24 protein-coding genes and 1 tRNA gene are annotated in these 22764 nt (G+C 67.0%); 22 read left to right on the plus strand and 3 right to left on the minus strand.

Annotated elements, in window-relative coordinates; genetic code table 11:
• Positions 1 to 31 precede the first annotated feature (31 nt).
• The 3 genes from yaaA to AAG895_RS09165 are packed head-to-tail and all read left to right on the plus strand — an operon-like array spanning position 32 to position 2330.
• Positions 32 to 817 carry a peroxide stress protein YaaA gene (yaaA, locus tag AAG895_RS09155; RefSeq protein ID WP_345795183.1) on the plus strand — a complete coding sequence of 262 codons (786 nt, stop codon included), beginning with the start codon at positions 32 to 34 and terminating at the stop codon, positions 815 to 817.
• A gap of 5 nt (positions 818 to 822) precedes the next feature.
• Entirely contained in the window at positions 823 to 1995 is a 1173-nt protein-coding gene (locus AAG895_RS09160) for a M14-type cytosolic carboxypeptidase (RefSeq protein ID WP_345795184.1), read from the plus strand.
• Positions 1992 to 2330 carry a zinc ribbon domain-containing protein YjdM gene (locus AAG895_RS09165; protein ID WP_345795185.1) on the plus strand — a complete coding sequence of 113 codons (339 nt, stop codon included), beginning with the start codon at positions 1992 to 1994 and terminating at the stop codon, positions 2328 to 2330. Before AAG895_RS09160 ends, AAG895_RS09165 begins: the two co-directional genes overlap by 4 nt.
• Positions 2331 to 2385: 55 nt before the next feature.
• On the opposite strand, the gene hpnE is transcribed toward AAG895_RS09165, so the two are convergent.
• The 3 genes from hpnE to hpnC all read right to left on the minus strand — a co-directional run bounded on the left by hpnE (position 2386) and on the right by hpnC (position 5475).
• A complete protein-coding gene (hpnE, locus tag AAG895_RS09170) occupies positions 2386 to 3711 on the minus strand; it encodes a hydroxysqualene dehydroxylase HpnE (protein ID WP_345795186.1) in 1326 nt (441 codons plus the stop codon).
• A gap of 85 nt (positions 3712 to 3796) precedes the next feature.
• Entirely contained in the window at positions 3797 to 4630 is an 834-nt protein-coding gene (hpnD, locus tag AAG895_RS09175; RefSeq protein WP_345795187.1) for a presqualene diphosphate synthase HpnD, read from the minus strand.
• Positions 4627 to 5475 carry a squalene synthase HpnC gene (gene hpnC, locus AAG895_RS09180; RefSeq protein WP_345795268.1) on the minus strand — a complete coding sequence of 283 codons (849 nt, stop codon included), beginning with the start codon at positions 5473 to 5475 and terminating at the stop codon, positions 4627 to 4629. Before hpnC ends, hpnD begins: the two co-directional genes overlap by 4 nt.
• Before the next feature lie 230 nt (positions 5476 to 5705).
• Here hpnC and AAG895_RS09185 point away from each other — a divergent pair, with 230 nt between their 5' ends.
• From AAG895_RS09185 to AAG895_RS09275, 19 genes are all read left to right on the plus strand, one after another.
• On the plus strand, positions 5706 to 6383 hold the full coding sequence (locus AAG895_RS09185) for an ABC transporter ATP-binding protein (protein ID WP_345795188.1): 678 nt from the start codon (positions 5706 to 5708) through the stop codon (positions 6381 to 6383).
• Positions 6380 to 8935, plus strand: a complete 2556-nt coding sequence (locus AAG895_RS09190; RefSeq protein WP_345795189.1) for an FtsX-like permease family protein — start codon at positions 6380 to 6382, stop codon at positions 8933 to 8935. The genes AAG895_RS09185 and AAG895_RS09190 overlap by 4 nt, the downstream gene beginning before the upstream one ends.
• A 5-nt stretch (positions 8936 to 8940) precedes the next feature.
• Entirely contained in the window at positions 8941 to 10089 is a 1149-nt protein-coding gene (locus AAG895_RS09195) for a carotenoid 1,2-hydratase (protein ID WP_345795190.1), read from the plus strand.
• Positions 10090 to 10194: 105 nt separating this feature from the next.
• Positions 10195 to 11265, plus strand: coding sequence for a dTDP-glucose 4,6-dehydratase (rfbB, locus tag AAG895_RS09200; protein WP_345795191.1), 1071 nt, complete (start codon positions 10195 to 10197; stop codon positions 11263 to 11265).
• The gene (gene rfbD / locus AAG895_RS09205) at positions 11262 to 12152 is read left to right on the plus strand and encodes a dTDP-4-dehydrorhamnose reductase (RefSeq protein ID WP_345795192.1); all 891 of its coding nucleotides are present in this window, start codon (positions 11262 to 11264) and stop codon (positions 12150 to 12152) included. Before rfbB ends, rfbD begins: the two co-directional genes overlap by 4 nt.
• Before the next feature lie 97 nt (positions 12153 to 12249).
• Positions 12250 to 13698, plus strand: a complete 1449-nt coding sequence (locus AAG895_RS09210; RefSeq protein WP_345795193.1) for a mannose-1-phosphate guanylyltransferase/mannose-6-phosphate isomerase — start codon at positions 12250 to 12252, stop codon at positions 13696 to 13698.
• Positions 13699 to 13824: 126 nt separating this feature from the next.
• Positions 13825 to 13909 (plus strand) — tRNA-Leu (locus AAG895_RS09215).
• Positions 13910 to 14073: 164 nt separating this feature from the next.
• Positions 14074 to 15138 (plus strand): tyrosine-type recombinase/integrase, encoded by a 1065-nt coding sequence (locus AAG895_RS09220; RefSeq protein ID WP_345795194.1) that lies wholly within the window; start codon positions 14074 to 14076, stop codon positions 15136 to 15138.
• A 79-nt stretch (positions 15139 to 15217) separates the two neighbouring features.
• Entirely contained in the window at positions 15218 to 15550 is a 333-nt protein-coding gene (locus AAG895_RS09225; protein WP_345795195.1) for a hypothetical protein, read from the plus strand.
• 54 nt (positions 15551 to 15604) lie between these two features.
• Entirely contained in the window at positions 15605 to 16222 is a 618-nt protein-coding gene (locus tag AAG895_RS09230) for a hypothetical protein (RefSeq protein WP_345795196.1), read from the plus strand.
• Between the two features lie 127 nt (positions 16223 to 16349).
• Positions 16350 to 16622 carry a hypothetical protein gene (locus AAG895_RS09235; RefSeq protein ID WP_345795197.1) on the plus strand — a complete coding sequence of 91 codons (273 nt, stop codon included), beginning with the start codon at positions 16350 to 16352 and terminating at the stop codon, positions 16620 to 16622.
• A gap of 151 nt (positions 16623 to 16773) precedes the next feature.
• A complete protein-coding gene (locus tag AAG895_RS09240) occupies positions 16774 to 18906 on the plus strand; it encodes an AAA family ATPase (RefSeq protein ID WP_345795198.1) in 2133 nt (710 codons plus the stop codon).
• Positions 18897 to 19193, plus strand: a complete 297-nt coding sequence (locus tag AAG895_RS09245) for a hypothetical protein (RefSeq protein WP_345795199.1) — start codon at positions 18897 to 18899, stop codon at positions 19191 to 19193. The genes AAG895_RS09240 and AAG895_RS09245 overlap by 10 nt, the downstream gene beginning before the upstream one ends.
• The gene (locus tag AAG895_RS09250; RefSeq protein ID WP_345795200.1) at positions 19190 to 19390 is read left to right on the plus strand and encodes a hypothetical protein; all 201 of its coding nucleotides are present in this window, start codon (positions 19190 to 19192) and stop codon (positions 19388 to 19390) included. The genes AAG895_RS09245 and AAG895_RS09250 overlap by 4 nt, the downstream gene beginning before the upstream one ends.
• Positions 19391 to 19475: 85 nt before the next feature.
• Complete coding sequence (locus AAG895_RS09255; protein WP_345795201.1) at positions 19476 to 19727, plus strand: hypothetical protein; 252 nt, start codon at positions 19476 to 19478, stop codon at positions 19725 to 19727.
• Between the two features lie 182 nt (positions 19728 to 19909).
• Positions 19910 to 20965 carry a phage major capsid protein gene (locus AAG895_RS09260; protein ID WP_345795202.1) on the plus strand — a complete coding sequence of 352 codons (1056 nt, stop codon included), beginning with the start codon at positions 19910 to 19912 and terminating at the stop codon, positions 20963 to 20965.
• A gap of 168 nt (positions 20966 to 21133) precedes the next feature.
• Complete coding sequence (locus tag AAG895_RS09265) at positions 21134 to 21322, plus strand: hypothetical protein (RefSeq protein WP_345795203.1); 189 nt, start codon at positions 21134 to 21136, stop codon at positions 21320 to 21322.
• Entirely contained in the window at positions 21319 to 21609 is a 291-nt protein-coding gene (locus AAG895_RS09270; RefSeq protein WP_345795204.1) for a hypothetical protein, read from the plus strand. The genes AAG895_RS09265 and AAG895_RS09270 overlap by 4 nt, the downstream gene beginning before the upstream one ends.
• 460 nt (positions 21610 to 22069) lie before the next feature.
• A complete protein-coding gene (locus AAG895_RS09275; RefSeq protein ID WP_345795205.1) occupies positions 22070 to 22330 on the plus strand; it encodes a hypothetical protein in 261 nt (86 codons plus the stop codon).
• The last annotated feature ends 434 nt before the right edge of the window (positions 22331 to 22764 follow it).

Genomic DNA, 22764 nt, shown 5'->3' on the forward strand with positions numbered 1-22764 from the left:
GGCCTGATCGCCGCTTCCCCCAGAACGACCCATGATCCTCGTCATCTCTCCCGCCAAGGCGCTCGACTACGAGAGCCCTGTTGCCGTCTCCACCCATACCCAGCCCGACTTTCTCGACGATTCGGCTGCACTGATCGAGGTGCTGCGCGAAAAATCCCCGGCCGACATCGCCGAACTGATGTCGCTGTCGGACCCGCTCGCCACGCTCAACGTCGCGCGCTATGCGAGCTGGTCGCGTCCCTTCAGCGCCGGGAACGCACGCCAGGCCGTACTCGCCTTCAACGGCGACGTCTACGAGGGGCTCGATGCGAAGAGCCTGGGCGAGGACGATCTCGCCTGGGCGCAGGACCACCTGCGCATCCTCTCCGGCCTCTACGGCGTGCTGCGCCCGCTCGACCTGATGCAGGCCTACCGCCTGGAGATGGGTACCCGGCTCGCCAACCCCCGCGGCAAGAACCTTTACGAGTTCTGGGGCGAGCGCATCACCGACGCGCTCAATGGCCTGCTCGCGCGCGAGGAGGACGCCGGGCGCGAGCGGGTGCTCCTCAACCTTGCCTCCGACGAATACTTCAAGGCGGTCAAGCCCAGGAAGCTCGAGGGCCGCATCGTCACCCCGGTGTTCGAGGACTGGAAGGGCGGGCGCTACAAGATCATCAGCTTCTACGCCAAGCGCGCGCGCGGGCTGATGAGCCGTTACGTCATCACGAATCGCATCGACGAGGTGAAGGCGCTGCAAGGCTTCGACAGCGAGGGTTATTCCTTCGCCGCCGAGGCCTCGGATGCCGACACCCTGGTCTTCCGCCGTCGCGAGGCGTGAAGGTGGTGAAGATCACTTCCGCGTTCGATTCGGGCGCAATCGAGGTCCTCAGCCTCGACGATCCGGCCAACATCCGCCTGCGCCTGCGCAAGGACAACGCCGCCGACTTCCACCAGTGGTTCCACTTCCGCCTGACCGGTGCGGCGGGCTTGCCGCTGCGCATGGTGTTCGAGAACGCCGCAACTGCGGCCTACGCGGACGGCTGGCATGGGTACCGCTGCGTCGCCTCCTACGATCGCCAGAACTGGTTCCGCATCGAGGGCACGCGCTACCACGACGGGCAGCTCGTCGTCGAGCACGTGCCCGAGCGCGACAGCGTCTTCTACGCCTATTTCGAACCCTATTCGTACGAGCGCCACCTCGACCTCGTCGCGCGTGCCGAGCGCTCCCCACAGGTTCGCCTGCGCAATCTCGGCCTGACGGTGGAAGGGCGCGATCTCGACCTGGTGACGGTCGGGGGCGATGCGCCGGGCCGCATGCCGGTCTGGATCATCGCCCGCCAGCATCCAGGCGAGACCATGGCGGAATGGTTCGTCGAAGGCCTGCTCGAGCGTCTGCTCGATCCCGCCGACCCGGTCGCGCGCAAGCTGCGCGCGCAGGCCGTGCTGCACATCGTGCCGAACATGAACCCGGACGGCGCCGTGCGCGGGAACCTGCGCACCAACGCCGCCGGGCGCAACCTGAACCGCGAGTGGCGCGCGCCCGATCCCGTCGCGAGCCCCGAGGTCTTCCTCGTGCGCGCGGAGATGGAGCGCACCGGCTGCGGACTTTTCCTCGACATCCACGGCGACGAGACGCTGCCCTACGTGTTCTTCTCGACGGCAGAAGAGGTGCCCGGCTTCACGGCCGCAGCAGCGACCGCCCAGGCGCGCTTCATCGAGGCCTTCCTGGCGGCGAGCCCGGACTTCCAGACCACCGAGGGCTACAAACCCGGACGCTTCGGCGAGGAGCTGCTGACGCTGGCCAGCAAGTGGGTCGCCAACCATTTCGGCTGCGTATCGCTGACGCTGGAAATGCCGTTCAAGGACAACGCGCTCCTGCCTGACGAGGCGGTAGGCTGGAACGGTGCACGCAGCAAGCGCCTCGGCGCGGCGATGCTCGACCCGATCCTGCGCCATGTGGCGACGTGCTCCCAGCCCACGCTCGATAGCGCAATCCTGCAGGAAACGAATACATGAATTCCCTCCCCAAGTGCCCCGAATGCAGTTCCGAATACACCTATGAAGACGGCGAGATGTTCGTCTGCCCCGAGTGCGCGCACGAGTGGCCCAGCGTGGCGGCTGCTGCGGCGGAGGACGTGCGCGTCGTTCGCGATGCCGTCGGCAACGTTCTCAAGGACGGCGACAGCGTCACCGTCATCAAGGATCTGAAGGTCAAGGGCGCGTCGGCGGTGGTGAAGGTCGGCACCAAGGTCAGGAACATTCGCCTCGTCGAAGGCGATCACGACATCGACTGCAAGATCGACGGCATCGGCGCGATGGGGCTGAAGTCGGAGTTCGTAAAGAGGGCCTGAGGCGGCCCGCCCCCGTGCCACTGATGCACGCAATTGGCGGCCAGGGCGACCTCGGTCAGCCGCCGCGGCCGAGTTCGGCCAGGATCGCGGTGGCGCAGGCGACGCCCGAGCGCACGGCGGACTCGAGGGTCGCCGGGTAGTCCGAATCCAGATAGTCGCCTGCAAGCCACAGGCCGGGCAGTGGCGTGCGGATGCCGGGGCGGAAGATGCCCGGCGTGCATGCGATCGTGGCCCGCTTCTCGACGATCACCTGCGACCACTCGGGCGCGGGCAGGCGGCGACCGAGCTGGCGCTCGAGCTGGGCATGCACGGCAAGGATGAGGTCGTCACGCGCCAGCGCCTCATGCGGCCCATGCGCGCTGATCACGCACGCCAGCAGGCCCTCGGGGCCGCCCAGCTGGCCGCGGTCGAAGGCCCACTGCGCCGGGTCCTCCGGCGTGCCCGACACCAGGCCGATCATCGGTTCGGGCAGGCGAAGCCCCTTGCCGAGGGCGAGGTACACCGAGACGATCGGCTCGTGCTCGAGCGCGTCGATCTGTGCTGCCAGGCGTTCGCAGGCACCGGTGCTCGCGAGCAGCGGTGCGGCGTGATAGGGCGCCGTCGCCACCACGACCTGCGGCCAGGGCTGGCTGCCGGGGTCGCCCTCGAGACGGAATCCGCCGGCGACGGGCTGGATGGCCTCGATCGCATTGCCGGTGCGCAGCTTGCCGCGGCGGGTGGCGAGGTAGCGCGCGGCCGGCACCGGGAAGAGCTCGGACAGGTCGGTGCGCGGCAACAGCAGCTCGCTCGCCGCCGCGCCCGCGCCCAGGCTGTCGCGCAGCACGTTGGCGAAGACCTGCGCGGACGCCACCGCGGCCGGCGTGTTGAGGGCCGCGACGCACAGCGGCTCCCAGATCAGGGCGTCGAGCGCGGGCGTCTGGCGCGTCTCGGCCAGCAACTGGCTCACCGTCATGCCCGCATCCGGCAGGCGGTAGCCACGGCGGGCGAGCCAGCGCATCAGGCGCAGCATCGCCAGGCGGTCCTTCCAGCTCAGCCCGCTGGCGCGCAGCAGGCCGACGGCCAGATGCAGGGGCGCCGGCAGCGCGGCCGCCTTGAGGTGCAGGCGTCCGGGTACGTGCAGGGTCAGCGGCAGGTGGGCGAGCAGCTTCGGCGACACGCCGGTCAGGCGCAGCAGCCGGGTGAGTTCGCTGTAGGCACCGAGCAGGATGTGCTGGCCGTTGTCGACCCGCCAGTGATGGTCCTTGTGCACGACGCGCGCGCGCCCGCCGAGGGTGTGCGAGCGCTCGAACACGGTCACATGCACGCCGGCGCGCGCGAGCTCCACTCCGCAGGCCAGCCCGGCGTAGCCGGCACCGATGATGGCGACCACCGGAACGCTCATGCGACCTCCGGATGCCGATGCGCAGCCGCGCACGGGCCGGGGCGGGTGCGAGCGCTGCCGCGGCCGGCGCCCGGAGCGGCCGCGTTCATGCGCGGAACCAGGTCGTGCCCGCCAGCCACACCTTGCGCAGCGGGGTCAGCGAGGTGCGACGATCGAGCACCAGGAAGCCGTCGCGCGCGATCTCGCGCAGCAGGGTGCGGTAGATCGCCGCCATCACCAGGCCGGGGCGCTGCGCCTTGCGGTCGATCGCCGGCAGCTGGGCGAAGGCCTGGTCGTAGAACTTCTCCGCGCGCTCGGCCTGGAAGGCCATCAGCTCGCGGAAGGCGTCCGAGTAGCGTGCCTCGAGGAGATCCTTGGCCGGCACATTGAAGCGCTGCAGGTCCTCGATCGGCAGGTAGATGCGGCCGCGGCGGGCATCCTCGCCGACGTCGCGGATGATGTTGGTGAGCTGGAAGGCCAGCCCGAGGTCGTGCGCGTACTTGAGCGTCTGGCGGTCCTGGTAGCCGAAGATCTCGGCGGCGAGCAGGCCGACCACGCTGGCGACGCGGTAGCAATACAGCTGCAGACCCTTGAAGTCCAGGTAGCGCGTCTGCGACAGGTCCATCGCCATGCCGTCGATGATCTCGAGCAGCTGCTCCTGCGGCAGGCGAAAGCCCCTGATGACGTCCTTCAACGCATGGCCGACCGGGTGGGTGGGCGTGCCGCCATAAACCCGACCGACCTCCTGCCGCCACCACTCGAGCTTGGTCTGTGCCAGCGAGAGGTCGTGGCATTCGTCGACGACGTCGTCCACCTCGCGACAGAAGGCATAGAGCGCGGTGATCGCCTGGCGGCGCTCGGCGGGCAGGAACATGAAGCTGTAGTAAAAGCTCGAGCCGCTCTTGGCGGCCTTGTCCTGGCAGTAGTCGTGCGGATTCATGCGGTTGTTCCGAAAGTCAGGGCGCGCCAGGCCAGGCGCAACCAGTCGCTGCGGCCGAGCGCGGGGCGGTGGCGGAAGACATCGTAGCCGACGGCCTCGATGCGCTCGAGGATGCGCAGGCCGCCGAGCACCACCAGGCGCAGTTCCCAGCCGACGCGCCCGGGGAGGCTGCGGGCAAGCGGGGCGCCCACGAGCATCATCGCCCGCGCGCGTTGCACTTCGAAGGCGAGCAGCGCCCGCCACCGTTCGTTGATCGGCGTCGTGCCAGACACGAGCGCATCGAGCGTCGGCTCATCCACCCCAAAGCGCGCCATGTCGTCCTGCGGCAGATAGATGCGTTCCTTGCGCCAGTCGACCGCCACGTCCTGCCAGAAGTTGATCAACTGCAGGCTGGTGCAGATCGCATCCGAGCGCCGGAGGTTGTCGGGCGTGGCCGCGCCGTAGAGGTGCAGCATCAGGCGGCCGACCGGGTCGGCCGAGCGGCGGCAATAGTCGCGCAGTTCGTCGAAATCACGGTAGCGCGTCTTGCCGACGTCCTGCATGAAGGCGTCGAGCAGGTCGCGAAAGGGCTGCAGCGGCAGGGCGTGGGCATGGATCGCACGGCCGAGGCGATCGAACATCGGCGCGATCGAGCCGTCATGCACGGGGTGGCCCTGGGCGCAGGCCTCGAGCGCGATCTGATAGTCGTGCAGGCGGGCGAGGCGGGCGATGGCCGGCGCATCGCCCTCGTCGGCGACGTCGTCGGCACTGCGCGCAAAGGCGTAGATGGCCTCGACCGGCTCGCGCAGGCGGGCCGGCAGCAGCAGCGACGCGACAGGAAAGTTTTCGTAGTGCTCGACCGGCATGAGGGGGCGAAGGGCGCAGCGGCTGGGCGAATCCAGCGCAAGGGCGGCGAGTATAACGCGCCAGGCGTGCCCCCTGCCGCCGCATGCGCGCGCGACGCGGCGGCTGCTGGCGGGCGGCGGGCGCAGGCTCATGGGCGGGGGCAATGCAACTTTTCGCGCAGCGCAATGACACAATCGCGTCCTCCCGTCGGGCGCGTGATGCCCCGGCCGCTGCCTCCGGATCCGACCGCATGCTCGAACTCAGACACCTTTCCAAGACCCTGCCCGGAATGCCGCCACGCGTGCTCTTCGACCGCCTGGCGCTGCGCGTGGGGGAGGGCGAGTGCGTGGCCATCGTCGGCGAGTCGGGCGCCGGCAAGTCCACCCTGCTCAACTGCATCGCCGGACTGGAACCGGTCGACGGTGGCGAGATCCGCGTTGGCCGCGCGCGCATCGACACGCTCGACGATGACGCCATGGCCCGCCTGCGCCGCAGCCACTTCGGCTTCGTGTTCCAGGCTTTTCACATCCTGCCCCACCTCGATCTGCTGCAGAACGTGGCGCTGCCGCTGTGGCTGCTCGGCCAGCCGGGGCGGGAGGCGGAGGCCGCCGCGCGCGCGATGCTCGAGCGCGTCGGGCTGGGCGCGCGCGCGGGCGATCCGCCGCAGCAGCTGTCGGGGGGCGAGCTGCAGCGGGTCGCGATTGCGCGCGCGCTGGTGCACCGCCCGCATCTGGTGCTGGCTGACGAGCCCACCGGCAACCTCGACCCCGGGCGGGCGATGGACGTGCTCGACCTCCTGCTCGGCCAGATCCGCGACAGCGGGGCGGCCGGGGTGCTGGTCACCCATTCGCGCATCGCCGCCGCGCGCGCCGACCGCGTGCTCGAGCTGCGCGCCGATGGCCTGCACGACATCACGGGGCGGGCATGAATCCGCCGCTGCGCCGCATCTTTCTCGCCAGCCTGCTGCGGCGCCGGCTGGCGACCGCGCTGTCGCTGGTGGCGATCGCGCTCGGGGTGGCGCTCGGGCTGGCTGTCCAGCTCATCCATGGCGCGGCGCTCGATGAGTTCGGCCGCGGCATGCGGCTGGTCGCGGGCGAAGCCGACCTGCAGCTGGTCGGGCCGCGCGAGGGCTTCGACGAGGCTGTGTTCGCCACGCTTGCCGGACGCCCCGAGGTCGCCGTGGCCAGCCCGGTACTCGAGATCGAGGCGCGCCTGCCCGGTCGGGACGACACCCTGCGCATCCTCGGCGTGGACCTGTTCCGCGTGCTGCGCGTGCAGCCGGGGCTGGTGCCGCTGGCCGAGGGGGGCAATGACGAGGATGGGCGTTTCGCCGCGCTGCAGGCGCGCAACCTGTTCCTCAGCGACGATGCGCGCGCACGGCTCGAGCAGTCGCTGCGCGGCCAGGACGGCGCCATTCAGCCGCCGGCCCTCGCCGCGGGGGAGGTGCGGGTGCAGTCGGGCGTGAGCGGCTTCCGTCTGCGGCTCGCCGGCCGCGTCCCGGGGGCGGCGGGCCCGCTCGGGGTGATGGACATCGGCGGAGCGCAACAGGTGTTCGATCGGCTGGGCGTGCTGACCCGGGTGGACCTGAAGCTGGTCGACGGGCTCAGCCCGCAGGTCGGGATCGATGCGCTGTCGCCCTTGCTGCCGCCGGGCCTGGCCCTGCGCGTACCCGAGGCGGCGGCGAGCGAGGTGGGTACGCTGTCGCGCGCCTATCGGGTGAACCTCACCATGCTGGCAGCGATCGCCCTGCTCACCGGCGGCTTCCTGGTCTTCTCCACCCAGCTGCTGTCGGTGGCGCGGCGGCGGCGCGAATTTGCCCTGCTGCGTGCGCTCGGGCTGGAGCGCCGGGAGCTGATGCAGGGCCTGCTCGCGGAGGGGGCGGCGGTGGGACTGATCGGCGGTGCCATCGGCGTGGCGCTCGGGCATGCGCTGGCCGGCGGTGCGTTTCGCCTCGTGGGCGGCGATCTCGGCGCCGGCTTCTTCCGCGGGCTGGTCCCGGAGCTGAGTTTCGATCCGGTGCTGAGCGTGGGCTACCTGCTGCTGGGCGTGCTCGCCGGTGTTGCGGGCACCTGGTTGCCTGCCCGCGAGGCCGCGCGGGTGGCGCCGGCGCGCGCGCTGCGCGCGGGGGAGGGCGAGCGCGCCGGGCTGCCGCAGGCGCAGGTGCGGGGCGGGACGGCCCTGGCGATGCTGGTGTTGGCGGTGCTGGCCTGCCTGTTGCCGCCCGTTGCAGGCATCCCGGTCGGCGGTTATGCGGCGGTGGTGTTCGTGCTCGCTGCGGCGGTGCTGGCCCTGCCTGCCCTGGCGCGGCAGGTGCTGCCGCTGCTCGGACGCGGTCGCGGGGTGAGCTGGCGGCTTGCCCATGCCCGCTTGTCGGCGACGCCCGGGCAGGCGGTGGTGGCGAGCGCGGGGGTGGTGGCAAGCGTGGCGCTGGCGGTGTCGATGGCGATCATGGTGAGCTCCTTCCGCGTCTCGGTCGACGACTGGCTGGCGCAGGTATTGCCGGCCGACCTGTATGTGCGCGCCTCGACCTCGGCAGGCAGCGGCTATCTCGACGCCGGGGCGCTCGCGCGCATCGCCGCGATCCCGGGCGTAGCCTCGGTGGACACCACCCGTCTGGTGAACCTGCGCCTGTCGGACGACGAGCCGCTGTTCAGCGTGCTGGCGCGCAAGGCGAGCGGCAACTGGGGCTTGCCGCTGGTGAGCGGTTCGATGGCGCCGGCGCCAGGCGGCGACGCGCTGCCGCCGATCTGGGTGTCCGAAGCGGCCGCCGACCGCCATCGCCTGCGTGAAGGCAGTCGCTTCGAACTGCCGCTGGGTGGGCGCCTGCACGCTTTCCGCGTCGCCGGCGTGTGGCGCGACTACGCCCGGCAGCATGGCGCGGCACTGATCGACAGCAATGACTACATCGCCCTCACCGGCGACGCGCGCATCAACGATGCCGCGCTGCGCGTCGAGGCAGGCAGCACACCGGCGGCCATCGCCGAGGCGCTGCGTGCGGCCTTCGGCGCCGAGCACATCACCATCGCGCTGCCGGGCGAGATCCGCGCGCTCAGCCTGGAGATCTTCGATCGCACCTTCCTCATCACCTACCTCATGGAAGCGGTGGCGGTGGTGATCGGGCTGTTCGGGATCGCGACCACCTTCGCCGCACTCGCCACCACCCGCCAGGGCGAGTTCGGCATGCTGCGCCACCTCGGCTTCACCCGTGGCGAGATCGGTCGCCTGATCGCGGTGGAAGGCGCGCTCACCGCTGGTCTCGGCGTGCTCGCCGGTCTGATTGCCGGCGGTGCGATCGCCTGGGTGCTGATCGAGATCATCAACCGCCAGAGCTTCCACTGGAGCATGGACCTCGCCGTACCCTGGCTTGCGGTGGCGGTGTTCGCTTGCAGCCTGGTGGTGCTGGCGGCCGTGGTGGCGCGGCTTGCCGGCCGACAGGCGATGCAGCGCTCGGCGGTGCTGGCGGTGAAGGCTGACTGGTGAGTGCCATGAAACGCGTATTCGACCTCCTTTCCCTGCTCGCCGTCGGCGTGCTGCTGCTCGGCGCCGCGCCCGCCCGCGCGGACACGGCCGCATCCGACTATCCGCCCGTCGTGGAGGGGCGCGCGCTCGCGTTTCCGCGCGACTACGGTGCGCATCCCGACTACCGCACCGAGTGGTGGTACATCACCGGCTGGCTGCGCGACGCCAGGGGTACCGAGCGCGGCTTCCAGCTCACCTTCTTCCGCGTGCGCACCTTGATCGGCGAGGACAACCCGAGCCGCTTCGCGCCGCGCCAGCTCGTGCTCGCCCATGCGGCGGTCGCCGATCCCGCCAGCGGCCGCCTGCGCCACGCCGAGCGTTCCGGGCGCACGTACCCCGGGCTGGTCGAGGCCGGCGAAGGCCGCACCGAGGTGCGCGTCGATGGCTGGTTCCTCAGCGGGGGCGATACGGCCGATGCGCCCTACCGCAGCCACATCGAGGCGGAGGATTTCGGCTTCGCGCTCGATTTCGTTCCTGATCGCCCGCCGGTGCTCAACGGCAAGGCCGGCTTCAGCCAGAAGGCGCCCGATCCGCTCAATGCCAGCTATTACTACAGCCGTCCGCAGCTGCAGGTGAGCGGAAGCCTGCGCGTGGGCGGCGAGACCATGGCGGTCAGCGGCCATGCCTGGCTGGACCACGAGTGGTCGAGCGAGATCCTCCCCGAGGGCGCGCGCGGCTGGGACTGGATCGGCATCAACCTGAACGACGGCAGCGGATTGATGGGCTTCCAGATGCGCGATGCCGAAGGCCGGGCGCTTTGGGGCGCCGGCACCCTGAGCGATGCGCAGGGCAGGGCGACGCCCCTCGGTCCGCAGGACCTGCGCTTCATCCCGCTGCGGCACTGGCGCTCGCCGCGCACCGGTATCGCGTACCCGGTGGAATGGCGGCTCGAGCTCGGCGACGGTCGGCGCTTCCGCATCGAGCCGCTGATGGACGACCAGGAGCTGGACAGTCGCGCCTCGACGGGCGCCATCTACTGGGAGGGCGCGGTGCGCCTGGTGGAGGAGGGCGCTGCGGCCGGGCCCGCGGCGGACGACCCCGCGGCGGCTGCCGGGCGCGAGGCCGGCCGCGGTTACCTCGAGATGACGGGCTACGCCGAGCGCTTGCGCATGTGAGCCTTTCCGGCGCGAGGGTGGCGGCGCGAGTGTGCGCCAATGCCTCGTCGGGCCGCTTTCCGGATGCCATAATCCGGGCTTTCCGCAGCGGACAGGAACGACACCGTGATTCTCGTGACAGGCGGCGCCGGCTTCATCGGCGCGAACTTCGTGCTCGACTGGCTGGCCGCCGGGGATGAGCCGGTGCTCAACCTCGATGCGCTGACCTACGCCGGCAACCTCGAGACGCTCGCCAGCCTGCAGGGCGATCCTCGCCACATCTTCGTGCATGGCGACATCTGCGACCGCGCCCTGGTCGATCGTCTGTTCGCCGAGCACAAGCCGCGCGCGGTGGTGCATTTCGCCGCCGAGAGCCATGTCGACCGCTCCATCCACGGCCCGGGCGCCTTCGTGCGCACCAACGTCGAGGGCACCTTCACGCTGCTCGAAGCTGCACGCGCATACTGGGGGGCGCTGCCGGCGGACGAGCGCGAGGCCTTCCGCTTCCTTCACGTGAGCACGGACGAGGTGTATGGCTCGCTCGGCCCGAACGACCCCGCCTTCACCGAGACCAAGGCCTACGAGCCCAACAGCCCGTATTCGGCGAGCAAGGCGGCGAGCGACCATCTGGTGCGCGCCTGGCACCACACCTACGGCCTGCCGGTGCTCACCACCAACTGCTCGAACAACTACGGGCCGTATCAGTTTCCCGAGAAGCTGATCCCGCTCATGATCGTCAACGCGCTCGCCGGCAAGCCGCTGCCGATCTACGGCGACGGCCTCAACGTGCGCGACTGGCTCTACGTCGGCGATCACTGCAGCGCGATCCGCGAGGTGCTCGCGCGTGGCCGCCTGGGTGAGACCTACAACGTCGGTGGCTGGAACGAGATGGCCAACGTCGACATCGTCGACACCCTGTGCGCACTGCTCGACGCGCTGCGCCCGGACGCCGCCGGCAGCTATCGCCGCCTGATCACCTACGTCAAGGACCGCCCCGGCCACGACCGCCGCTACGCCATCGACGCACGCAAGATCGAGCGCGAGCTCGGCTGGCGGCCGGCGGAGACCTTCCAGACCGGCATCCGCAAGACCGTGCAGTGGTATCTCGACAACCCGGGCTGGATCGCGAACGTGCAGAGCGGCGCCTACCGCGACTGGGTGGCGCGCAACTATGGCGCGCGGGAGGTGCAGGCGTGAAGATCCTGCTGCTCGGCAAGAACGGCCAGGTCGGCTGGGAACTGCAGCGCGCGCTCGCACCGCTCGGTACCCTTGTCGCGCTCGACCGCGAGGGGGCCGATGGCATCCGTGGCGATCTCGAGGACCTCGAGGGGCTGAAGCACTGCGTGCGCACGCTCGCCCCCCATGTGATCGTCAATGCCGCGGCCTATACGGCCGTGGACAAGGCCGAAACCGATGCCGCGCGCGCCCATCGCATCAACGCCGAGGCGGTCGGTGTGCTCGCGGCCGCGGCTGCGGGGTGTGGGGCGCTGCTGGTGCATTACTCGACCGACTACGTGTTCGACGGCAGCGGCGACAGGCCCTGGCGCGAGGATGCACCGACGGCGCCGCTGTCGGTCTATGGCCGCAGCAAGCTCGCCGGAGAGGAGGCGATCGCCGCGAGCGGCTGTGCGCACCTGATCTTTCGCACCTCGTGGGTACATGCGGCGCGCGGCGGCAACTTCGCCCGCACCATGCTTCGCCTCGCCGGCGAGCGCGAACGCCTGACCGTGATCGCCGACCAGATCGGCGCCCCCACGGGGGCCGAACTGATCGCCGACGTCACCGCCCATGCCATCCGCGCGACCCGGGCCGACGCCAGCCTGGGCGGCACCTATCACCTGGTGGCCGATGGCGAGACCAGCTGGCACGGCTACGCGCAGTTCGTGGTGGAGGAGGCTCGCCGCCTGGGCGTGGCGCTCAAGGTGGCCGAGATCACCCCGATCGCAAGCGCCGACTACCCGACCGCCGCCGTGCGCCCGCTCAACTCCCGGCTCGACACCCGCCGCCTGCGCACGCGCTTCGGACTCAACCTGCCCGACTGGCGAGACGGCGTCGCGCGCATGCTGCGCGAGATCCTCGCCTGATACCGGCGCGCGCCTTGTCGGCCATCGCGGCGCGCAGCGGCCGGACGGCAAACAGGCTCGCGAGCGAAACGAAGCACATCCCAAGGAAACCGAATCCATGACGATCAAGAGCGTGATTCTCTCCGGCGGCTCGGGCACCCGATTGTGGCCGGCCTCGCGTGAGAGCTACCCCAAGCAGCTGCTGCCGCTGACCGGCGAGCACTCGCTGTTGCAGGAGACTGCGGCGCGCCTGAAGGGCTTCGCGGCGGTCGAGGTCGACCCGCGGCCGCTGGTCGTGACCAACGAGGAGTATCGCTTCATCATCGCCGAGCAGTTGCGCCAGATGGGCGTGCGCGCGCCGCAGATCGTGCTCGAGCCGGTCGGACGCAACACCGCACCTGCGCTGACTCTGGCTGCGCTGGTGGCGGAGGAGGAGGGCGATCCGATCCTGCTGGTGATGCCGGCCGACCACGTCATCACCGATCTCCCGGCCTTCCAGCAGGCGATCGCGGTGGGCGCGAAGGCGGCGGCGGGCGGCGCCCTGGTGACCTTCGGCATCGTTCCCGACCATCCCGAGACCGGGTACGGCTACATCCGCGCCGGTGAAGCGGTCGATGCAGGCGAAGGCGCCCGCGCGCTGCTCGAGTTCGTCGAAAAACCCGACCGCGCGACCGCCGAGCGCTATGTCGACAGCGGCGCGTATTTCTGGAACAGCGGCATCTTCATGATGCGCGCCTCGGTGTGGCTGACGGCGATCACCCGCTTCAATCCCGATATGGCCAACGCGTGCCGCGCGGCGATCGCCGGGCGCAGCCACGACGCCGACTTCATTCGCCTCGACGCCGCGGCCTTCGAGCGCAGCCCGAGCGACTCGATCGACTACGCGGTCATGGAGCGGCTCGCCAGCGCGCCCGAACTGGGCGCGGGCGTGGTCGTGCCCCTGGCCGCCGGCTGGTCGGACGTGGGCGCGTGGGATGCGCTGTGGGCGGTGTCCGCGAAGGACGGAGACGGCAACGCTGCGCGCGGCGAGGTGCTGTTCGAGTCCAGCCGGAACACCCTCGTTCATGCGGGCAGCCGTCTGGTCGCCGCGGTCGGTTGCGAGGACATGGTGGTGGTCGAGACGCCGGACGCGGTGATGGTGGCGCACAAGAGCCACACGCAGGACGTCAAGAAGGTCGTCGCCCGCCTCAAGGCCGAAGGACGCAGCCTGACGCAGAGCCATCGCAAGGTCTATCGGCCGTGGGGCTGGTACGACTCGATCGACGCCGGCGAGCGCTTCCAGGTCAAGCGCATCGTGGTCAATCCGGGCGCCAAACTGAGCCTGCAGATGCACCATCATCGTGCCGAGCACTGGATCGTCGTGCGCGGCACGGCCGAGGTGACGAGCGGCGACCGGACCTTCCTGCTCGCGGAGAACGAATCGACCTATATTCCGCTCGGACACACGCACCGCCTGGCGAACCCGGGCAAGGTGCCGCTCGAGATCATCGAGGTGCAGTCGGGCAGCTATCTCGGCGAGGACGACATCGTGCGCTTCGAGGACACCTACGGCCGCGCGCCAGCCTGAGTGCGCGGTGCCGCGCCCTGCGGGTTGCGGTACCGCCTGGCCGCGGAGATGAAGCGGCAAGGGAAGCGGAAAGCACTCGGGTAGCGCGCGGTGTGCTGTGTATAATGCGGCCCGCTTCGCAGCAGTGCGGGGATGGCGGAATTGGTAGACGCACTGGATTTAGGTTCCAGCGCCGCAAGGCGTGAGAGTTCGAGTCTCTTTCCCCGCACCATCAGATACAGCAAGGGTTTCAAGGCTGTTGAGAAAATCTAGCAATAGCAGAAACGCATAAATTGTGGGGAGTTTTGGGGGAGTCCCGAAAATTCCCCCGGCTTGTTTGCCCCTTGCGCTGCGTTTCGCTAGTGTCTTGCCCATAGCATCAAAGAGGGCAGGACGATGGCCTACATAGAGAAGCGCACCACCAAGAAAGGCACCTCTTACCGGGTGCAGATCCGCATGAAGGGGCACCCCCCCGAGAATGCGAGCTTCGACCGCCTGACGGATGCGAAGCGGTGGGCAGCCGAGACCGAAGCGGCAATCAGGCAGGGCAAGCACTTCGGCATTGCCCGCCGCCGCACCTTCACCGAGCTGGCGGACAAGTACGAAGCCGCGATCACCGATCACCTGAAGTCTATGCAGGCCCGCACCGGGCACCTTGCCTACTGGCGCGAGGAGTTCGACGCGCATAGCCTGGAAGATGTGACGTCGGCTCTCATTGCGGACGCTTACGCCAAGCTGCACAAGGACGGCGCCCGCTCCGTGGCGACCGCTAACCGCTACCTCGCCACCCTATCGGCGTGCTTCACCTTCGCGGTGAAGGAACTCGGCTGGATCGAGCGCAACCCCTGCGCCCGCGTCCGCAAGGGCAAGGAATCGGCAGGCCGCGTGCGTTACCTCACTGACGACGAGCGCACCCGCCTGATTGCAGCGTGCAAGGAATCCAGCAACCCGCTGTTGTATCCCGCCTTTGTGGTCGCGCTCTCGACCGGCGCACGGCAGGGTGAAGTGATGAACCTGCGCTGGCCTCAAGTCGATTTCACCCGGCGCACGATACTGTTGCGCGATGGCGAGACGAAGAACGGGGCAGGGCGCGTGCTACCGCTGACGGGCGAAGCCTTCGACCTGCTGCGCGACCGCGCCAAGGTGCGCGACCTCAAGGACGATCGTGTCTTCCCGGTTCCCGCTGAGGGCAGAGGATTCGGCAGCCTGCGCACAGCCTGGCTGAAGGCACTCGACCGCGCTGAAGTGCAGGATTTTCGCTGGCATGACCTGAGGCACACCGCCGCAAGCTATCTGACGATGGCCGGCATCGGTTCAATGGAAGTCGCCAAGGTGCTAGGCCACAAGACCCTAGCCATGACCGCGCGCTATTCGCACCTGTCGCCGGAGCGGACGGTCGAGCTTGGCGACGTGCTGGCGCAGCGGTTAGGACTGGCCAGCAAGAAGAACACCGCCGCCTGACGGACTCAGGCAAGCGGGCCGGCATAGTGTAGAGACCGTGCCGACCCTGACCATGAAGCAATCACAGGAGAATCACATCATGGCTACCACGAACACTATCACCGACCGCGAGTTTTTCACCTACCCGTTCGTATATGCGGAGCTTGCAGCCTGCGCGCGGAAGCACGACCCCGAGATGTTCGTCCGCATGGGGCAGATGCTGGACATGTGCCCGTCTCAGACCCTTCGAGGCCTGAGCTACGCCGCGTTCATGCTTTTGGATATTGACGAGAGCGAGCGCAACCCGCAATGGGCTCTTGCGCAGCAGGCAATCGCGGAACTCTCATCCTTTGTCGCCGCATTGCTTGAGCACCAGAACGATGCCGCGTGCCTGGAGATCGCCACGGATGAACGAGCCGCCAGACCTGTCTGATTGACCGCTCGCCACTACGCCCGGATTCGTCCGGGCTTTCTCATTGAGGGCAACATGGCCGGCAGGATCACATTCAAGAACGGCATACACCCGTCGCGCGTGGGCGGATGGGAAGAACCCGTAAAACTCACTGACGCGCAACTGGCGAGCCTGGGCAACTTCGTCGGCAGGGCGGTCACCGCCGACGAAGTGCTCTACCTCGAGGACATGCTCGAGACGGTCAAGGGCATCCGTGACGCTGGCGACGACACCAGGGCGCAGGACGTGATAGAGACGCTGGCGGCAATCGCCCGGGCTGACGACGACGCGGTTCATCAGGCGCTAGATCACTGCGACGAATTCACCCGGGCAGTGATGACCGACGCGCTACGCCAAATGGGCGAGCCTGTGCCGTGGGAGTTCGCCCGGTTCCGGCCTGCCAAGCTGAAAGCCGCCGCCGCCTTCGCCCGCGTGCAAGGCAACGATGGCCGGCCTGTGAAAGGCTATCGCATCATCTTCGCCCGCGCCTTCGTCGAGATATGGCTCGCCATGACCGGCGCACCCGTCAAGCCGTGGGAGGCAGGCGGCAGCGCCTCGCGCGACGTACAGGCGGCACAACTGCTGCTCGACGCGATAGGCGACCCCCTGAGCGCGTCGCCCGTCGCTAAATTGCTTCGGAAGGTTATCGCCTAACCCGCGCCAATCAAGGCATTCCGGGCAACGATCACCGGAAAGTTAATGCATTATTCATAGCCTCAGCATTTCGCCAATCTTCACCGCAACCGGCAATAACCCAAGGCCGGCAAATGGAGATTGCAAAATGCACGTACAGCACGACACCCCCGCCGCAGCAATTCAACCCCGTCGCCGCGTGGCGACCGTCGCACAACTCGCCGCCGCCTATCCGGTTTTCTCTCAGGCCGCGCTGCGTGATCTGATTTTCAAATCTGCCGACCGCTTCAACTCTCGAGGCGATCGTATCCCCGGCAATGGTCTGGCCGAAGCCGGCGCAATTCTTCGCGTCGGTCGCAGGGTGCTTATCGACCTCGACGCATTCGAGGCATGGCTCGATTCCCGCGCATCTTCGCACTGAGGAGGGCGCAGACCATGCACGCAAAAAATTGGGCGCAAGCCCTATACAAAGCCGCGCCCCAAGCGAAAACCACTGATCGCAATTCTACCGCATCGCCCGCTGCGTGGATTATCGCCGCCGCCCTCGTTGCACTGATTGGCGAGGTGGCGCGATGAATGTCATCTTTTCACCTGATCTGCGGTCTGCGTTTGAACATGCCGGCCTGCCTTTCCCGGATTGCGATCCCGAAGCAGGGCGCATCGTTCGATTCTCGACGAACGGCAGGAACGACGATTGCGCCGGCTGGATTCGCGTTTTCGAGGATCAGAACGGCGCGATCTTTGGAGATTGGCGGACCGGCGACAACTTCGTCTGGCAGCGCGGGCGTGAAGGCCAACCCCGCGATGCTGCGGACTTTGCCGAGATCCGCGCAAAGGCCGATGCAGCCCGCAAGGCGGCAGAGGACGAGCGCGAGGAAGGCTATCGACAGGCAGCGCGCAAAGCCCTTGCAACATGGCAAGCCGCCGAGCCTGCAAAACATCATGCTTACCTTTCCGCCAAGGGCATCGCACCGCACATCGCCCGCGAGCGTAACGGCTCGCTGTTGATTCCCGTTTTCGACCAGGACGGCGCGATTCAGTCGATGCAGTCCATTAGCGCGAGCGGTCAAAAGCTATTCCTGCCCGGCGGGAGGATGGCCGGCGGCTGCTGCTGGATTGGCGAGCCGAGCGAATCCGGCCCGCTGCTGGTGGCAGAAGGTTTTGCAACCGCTGCAACGCTTCACGAGGCGACCGGCTGGCCGACCTGCGTGGCCTTCAATGCTGGAAACCTTCGAGCGGTCGCGCTCAGCCTGCGCGAGCAATTCCCCCGCGCAAAGCTGGTGATCTGTGGCGACGACGACAGGCACACCCAAGGCAATCCCGGGCGGACGAAAGCAATCGAGGCCGCGCAAGCTGTAAAGGGCAGCGCGGCTTTCCCGACCTTCACCGGCGACGAGGGAACGGACTTCAACGACCTAATGCAGCAGGCTGGCAGCGAAGCGGTTAAACGGCAGATCATCGCCAGCATCGAGAAGCCGGCAGGCGAATCGAGGGCGGTGCACCTCATCAATGGCGCTGCGATCCGACCCGAGCCGATTGACTGGCTTTGGAATGGATGGCTCGCCGCTGGAAAGTTGCACATCCTGGCAGGCGCACCGGGCACCGGCAAAACGACGCTTGCGCTTGCGCTCGCCGCTGCATTGACGACGTGCGGACGCTGGCCCGATGGGAGCCGCGTAAAGGACGCTGGAGCGGTTCTAGTCTGGTCTGGGGAGGATGACCCGACCGACACCCTAGCGCCGCGCCTGCTGGCCTGTGGTGCGGATATGAGCCTGATTCACTTCGTCGGCAGCGTGCGCGACGGCGAGCAGCATCGCCCGTTCGATCCGGCGTCCGATATGCGCGAACTGGCGGAGGCCGCGCGCCGAGTTGGCAACGTCCGATTGCTGATTACGGACCCGGTAGTTTCGGCGGTTCAAGGTGACTCGCACAACAACGCCGAGACCCGTCGTGCGCTGCAACCCCTCGTTGATCTGGGGCACGAGATCGGGGCGGCAATCCTGGGCATCAGTCACTTCTCCAAGGGCAGCCAAGGACGCGACCCGACCGAGCGCGTAGCCGGCTCGCTGGCCTTCGGTGCGCTTGCCCGCGTGGTGCTCGCCGCCGCGAAGGTGCAGGACGATGCAGAGGGGGCAGGGCGTCGAATCCTTGCGCGCGCCAAGTCGAACATCGGCCCGGACGATGGCGGTTTCTACTACGACCTCGAACAAGTCGAATTGCAGGACTTTGCCGGCGTATGGGCATCGCGCGTCCTGTGGGGCGAGGAAATCGAAGGCAGCGCCCGCGAAATCCTCGCCGCAGCAGACACCGTTACCGAGCGCGACGAGGACGGCAACGAGGACCGCAACGAGGTAGATAAATGGCTTCGTGACCTACTGACCGACGAGGGCGAGATTGCCAAGGCGGACGTAATCAAGGCTGGTCGCGCCTGCGGATTCAAGGAACGGACGATTCAGCACGCCAGAAAGCGAATCGGCGCAGAAACCAAGATTCACGGATTCGGAAAGGAAAAGGTCTCTGTCTGGTCGCTGCCCATTCGTGCCAACAACTCGACCATGCATGCCAGCCATAAAAAACATGGCATGAATGGCACGAATGACGATTCGGAACCATTCGTGCCATTTGTGCCATGCGATTTAAGGCTAGAGGAAGGTGGCACGGATGATTGCACGAATGACGAGGAGGAGGCCGACGAATGGCTATAACCGACCTTCTCGACCAGGCCGCAGAGGCCGGCGTGATCTTCGTTTTGAGCGGCAATCGTGTCGGCCTGCGTGGCGATCCGACTGCGATCAAGGAATGGGCACCTCGCCTGCGAAAGCAGCGCGGCGCAGTCCTGCGTGAGGTGCAGAAGCGGCAGGCCGGAATGCATCGGATATGGATCATCCGCCCACCGATGCGAGCCGCCTTTACCGTCGCCTGCCCTCAAGGTGCGACCGCCGCAGAGGTGCGCGCGGTGTGGATTAACGCGGACGTGGAGCCTCAAGAATGAAACGGAGAACCCCGACCCCCGCCGCGATCCGCGCGGCATTGGCGGCACAAAGTCTGCGCACGTCCGCACGATGGTTGATCCATTGGCGCGACCGCTCGCCGACCGTCGTCAAGTATCAATGGCGCGTCCCGCTGTCGCGCGTTCTGGGCGAGCACGTCGCCTGCGTGGCAGCCGAGCCGCTGGAGGACGGTCTATGAAGTCCGCATCGTGGCACCCGCTCTTGACCGCCTTCGTATTCCGGCACTACGTCCCGCACATCGTCGAGCATTTGGAGAATGAGCAATGAGCCTGATCGTTGAAAGATATTTCTCGGCTACGTCGCAACTGGTGGCCGGCTTCCTCGAAAACCTGAAGCACGACGACCCGGCAGGCTATCGACGCTTGCAAGTCGCAGCGGTCGGCGGCGCAGTGTTCCGGCTCGAAACCGGATTCAGCACGGCGGGAATTCTCGACTGCAAATTGTTCGTGATCGACCCGGCAGGCAATTCGCTAGAGATCGGCTCAATTGAGGTGCAAAACCATGTTCCCAATTAACACAAATGAATTGCGGCTGTATATACTTACAGTGCGACCAACCCAAACGCGGGATGCGCAAGGGTGATCGCGTCGAAACCGCTGCTGCTGCGGCAGCGTTTCGATTGTCTTACTGCCGGCACGCGGGATGCGGAGGGCGAACAAGCAGCACCATTCCATAAGCATCCCAAAAGGTACGCAAAATGACTGAATTTCAGGAAGTGATCGAAGGCATCGGAAAAGCCTTTGATGAGTTCAAGGCCGACCAGGCCGCCCGCCTCGACGACATCGAGAAGCGCATGAATCGCCCGGGTGCACCGGGCAACGCCGACACCAAGCCGCGCATGCTCAAGGCTGTAGATGGCCGCGAGTATCCGATCATCGGCAAGGGTGACCGGCTCGCAGACCGCAAGAGCGAAAACGCTGATTTCTCGATTGGCGAGTTCTGCCGCGAGCAAATCATCGGCAGCCGCAAGGCAATCGGCAGCGGTCCTGCGTTGGTGCCGACCGGCCTCTCCGATGCGTTCATCGACGACATCCGGGCGCAGACCGTGATCGTGGAGGCCGGCGCGCAGACCGTCATCATCGACGGCCCGCGAACCTTCGCTAAGATCACCCAAGACCCGACGGTCCATCAGCACACCGAGAACACCGACGACATCGTCGAATCGGACATGACCGCTGCCCCGGTTACGGTCGATCCGAAACTGTTGGTCGCGCTGGTCCCGCTGTCGGAGGAAGTGGTGCAGGACTCGCCCAACCTCGACGCACTGCTCCGTGTGAGTCTGGCCGGCGCCTTCGCGCAGAAGCTGGAAGCCCTGATCCTGGCCAAACTGGCAGCCGATGCGAACATCCCCGATTCGGCAGCCGGTCAAGACCCTGCGCTGTGGGCGAAGGTGATGGAGGCAATCTCGGCGGCAATGACCGCAGGGCAGCCCCTGCCGCGAGCGATGATCTCGGCAGCCGCCGACTACATGGCCCGCGCTGCACAGTTGGCCTCGACCGCTGGTTCCTGGCTTGGCAAGCCGCCCGCCCTGGCGAACATGCTGGAACTGCCGACCTCGAACCTCGCAGCAGGTACGGGATTCTTTGGCGACTTCTCGCGCGGTCTGCTGATCGCGGCACGCTCCGAGCTGCGCCTCGAGGTGATCCGCTGGAAGGCCGCAACCAAGGCGCAGCATGCCCTCGTTGCACATGCCCGGATGGATGGCTACGTGGTGCAGCCTAAGGCGCTGTTCCGCCAACTCAAGACCGTTTAACCACCGTAGCGCGGACGGGGCGCAAGCCAAAGCCGCGACGGGTATTAGCCGTGAGTGTCCCGTTTCTGAATAACCACGGCGGCAAGGGGCGGACGCATTGCCCGCTGACCTTGCCAACCCTCAGCGCCCGGGCCTTCGAGCCTGGGCGTTTTCACGTCTGGAGTGACCATGTACGCAACCAAGAGCCGCCGCGAAGTCATCAAGGATCTGATCGAGCAACGAGGACTTACGCTAACCCAAGTGGGCAAGGTCTGGCGCATCCGTGGATTCGGCGTGCATATCGACACGCTCGACCTGCAAAACGTCCTGCCTGACCAGTTGCAGCCCTATCAGCAGCGGAAGGGCAGGCAGTGGTGAGCCTGGAGGACTGCGCCGCCGAGCTAAGCCTATGGGGCGCAGTGGTCGCGCAACTGATCGAGGACGCGCTCGACTATCGCCGGCTCGGACCTGACCGGCATGGCTTTCGCGAGGAAGCGCACCACGCACTGAACCGACCTGGGCCGATGCTGCAACGCCTGACCGGGCTGGCCGGCGTTGATCCTGACACGGTGCTGACGTGCTACCAGCGCAGGCTAGGGGATATGCGCCCCGAAATGTCTGGAGCATCGAACCCGGGAACCGCACGGTTAGCCTTTCAACCATAAACGTGGTCTTTTTAGGTCGACTCCCCGGAGGATTCCCCCGATGACGGAGAATTGCAGAGTCTGCGGAAAGCCCCTAGAACGGCCCGCACGCGGTCGCAGGAAGGTCTATTGCAGCATCCCATGCCGACGCGCTCAGGAAGTCGCTATCGACCGATTACGGGGCAGGCTGGCGGACGTGCAAGGCAAGATCGAGCGTTACACCGCGCACCCGTCGGCGTGGGGCAATCACCAGCTACCGATCCTGCTGCCCAAGCGCGAGCGCATCCTCGAGGAGCTTGCGATGCTGACGGGGTAGGCCGGCGAAAAGTCTGGAACCCTGGCCGGCTGTAATCCCCTCGGCATCGCACGCGCAGAAAAATCCCCTCTTTTTGAAAACAATCAAATTGACCTCGACGCACTGAAGGTAGAGCGCGACGAGAACGATCAGCGCAAGGAGCCGACGATCAGCGAGAAGGTCGCGTTGGCGGAGGCGATTGCGGAGCGGCTGAACGACCGAAAGGGAAGCAACCAGTACGTCAAGAAAGAGGGTCCGGAAATATTTCCGGATGCTCACGGCGACACCCGCGACATCGCCGCCGCGAAAGCCGGCCTCGGTTCCGGCAAGACGCTGGAAGCCGCGCAGAAAGTCATCGAGCGCAACATCCCCGAGCTGGTGGATGCGATGGCGCGCGTTCCCCCACGTTCCCCCATGGATCGTGTCCCACTGGGCTTATCGGACTGAAAGTCCCGCGCGAACGTGGGGAAATCTGGGGGAATGAACCGCAAAACAGCACAACAAACGGCAATCTTACACAGTGTTACAAGTGTCCCAAGCCATTGAATATATTGCGCTAGTTTGCTGTGCTCTGTTGCTGAATATTGATGCCATTCGGATTTAGGTTCCAGCGCCGCAAGGCGTGAGAGTTCGAGTCTCTTTCCCCGCACCAACAATTGAATCAATGGCTTGCAGGCTTGCAGGCTTGCTGCGGTGTTCGCGCAGGCCCTGAGGCTCTTCGGCGGCACACTTGGGGAGCAGTGATCTCGAGGCGGTGCCGTTTTTCTCGTCCTCATCTGGAAAGCCAAGAATCTGCGTTATGTAAACTATATTCCGAGATTCCGAATCACCAAGTCTGTTCACGTTCATTTAACTAAAGTTGTTACCAGTATTTTTGTAAT

Source organism: Thauera sp. JM12B12, assembly GCF_039614725.1.
Taxonomy (GTDB): domain Bacteria; phylum Pseudomonadota; class Gammaproteobacteria; order Burkholderiales; family Rhodocyclaceae; genus Thauera.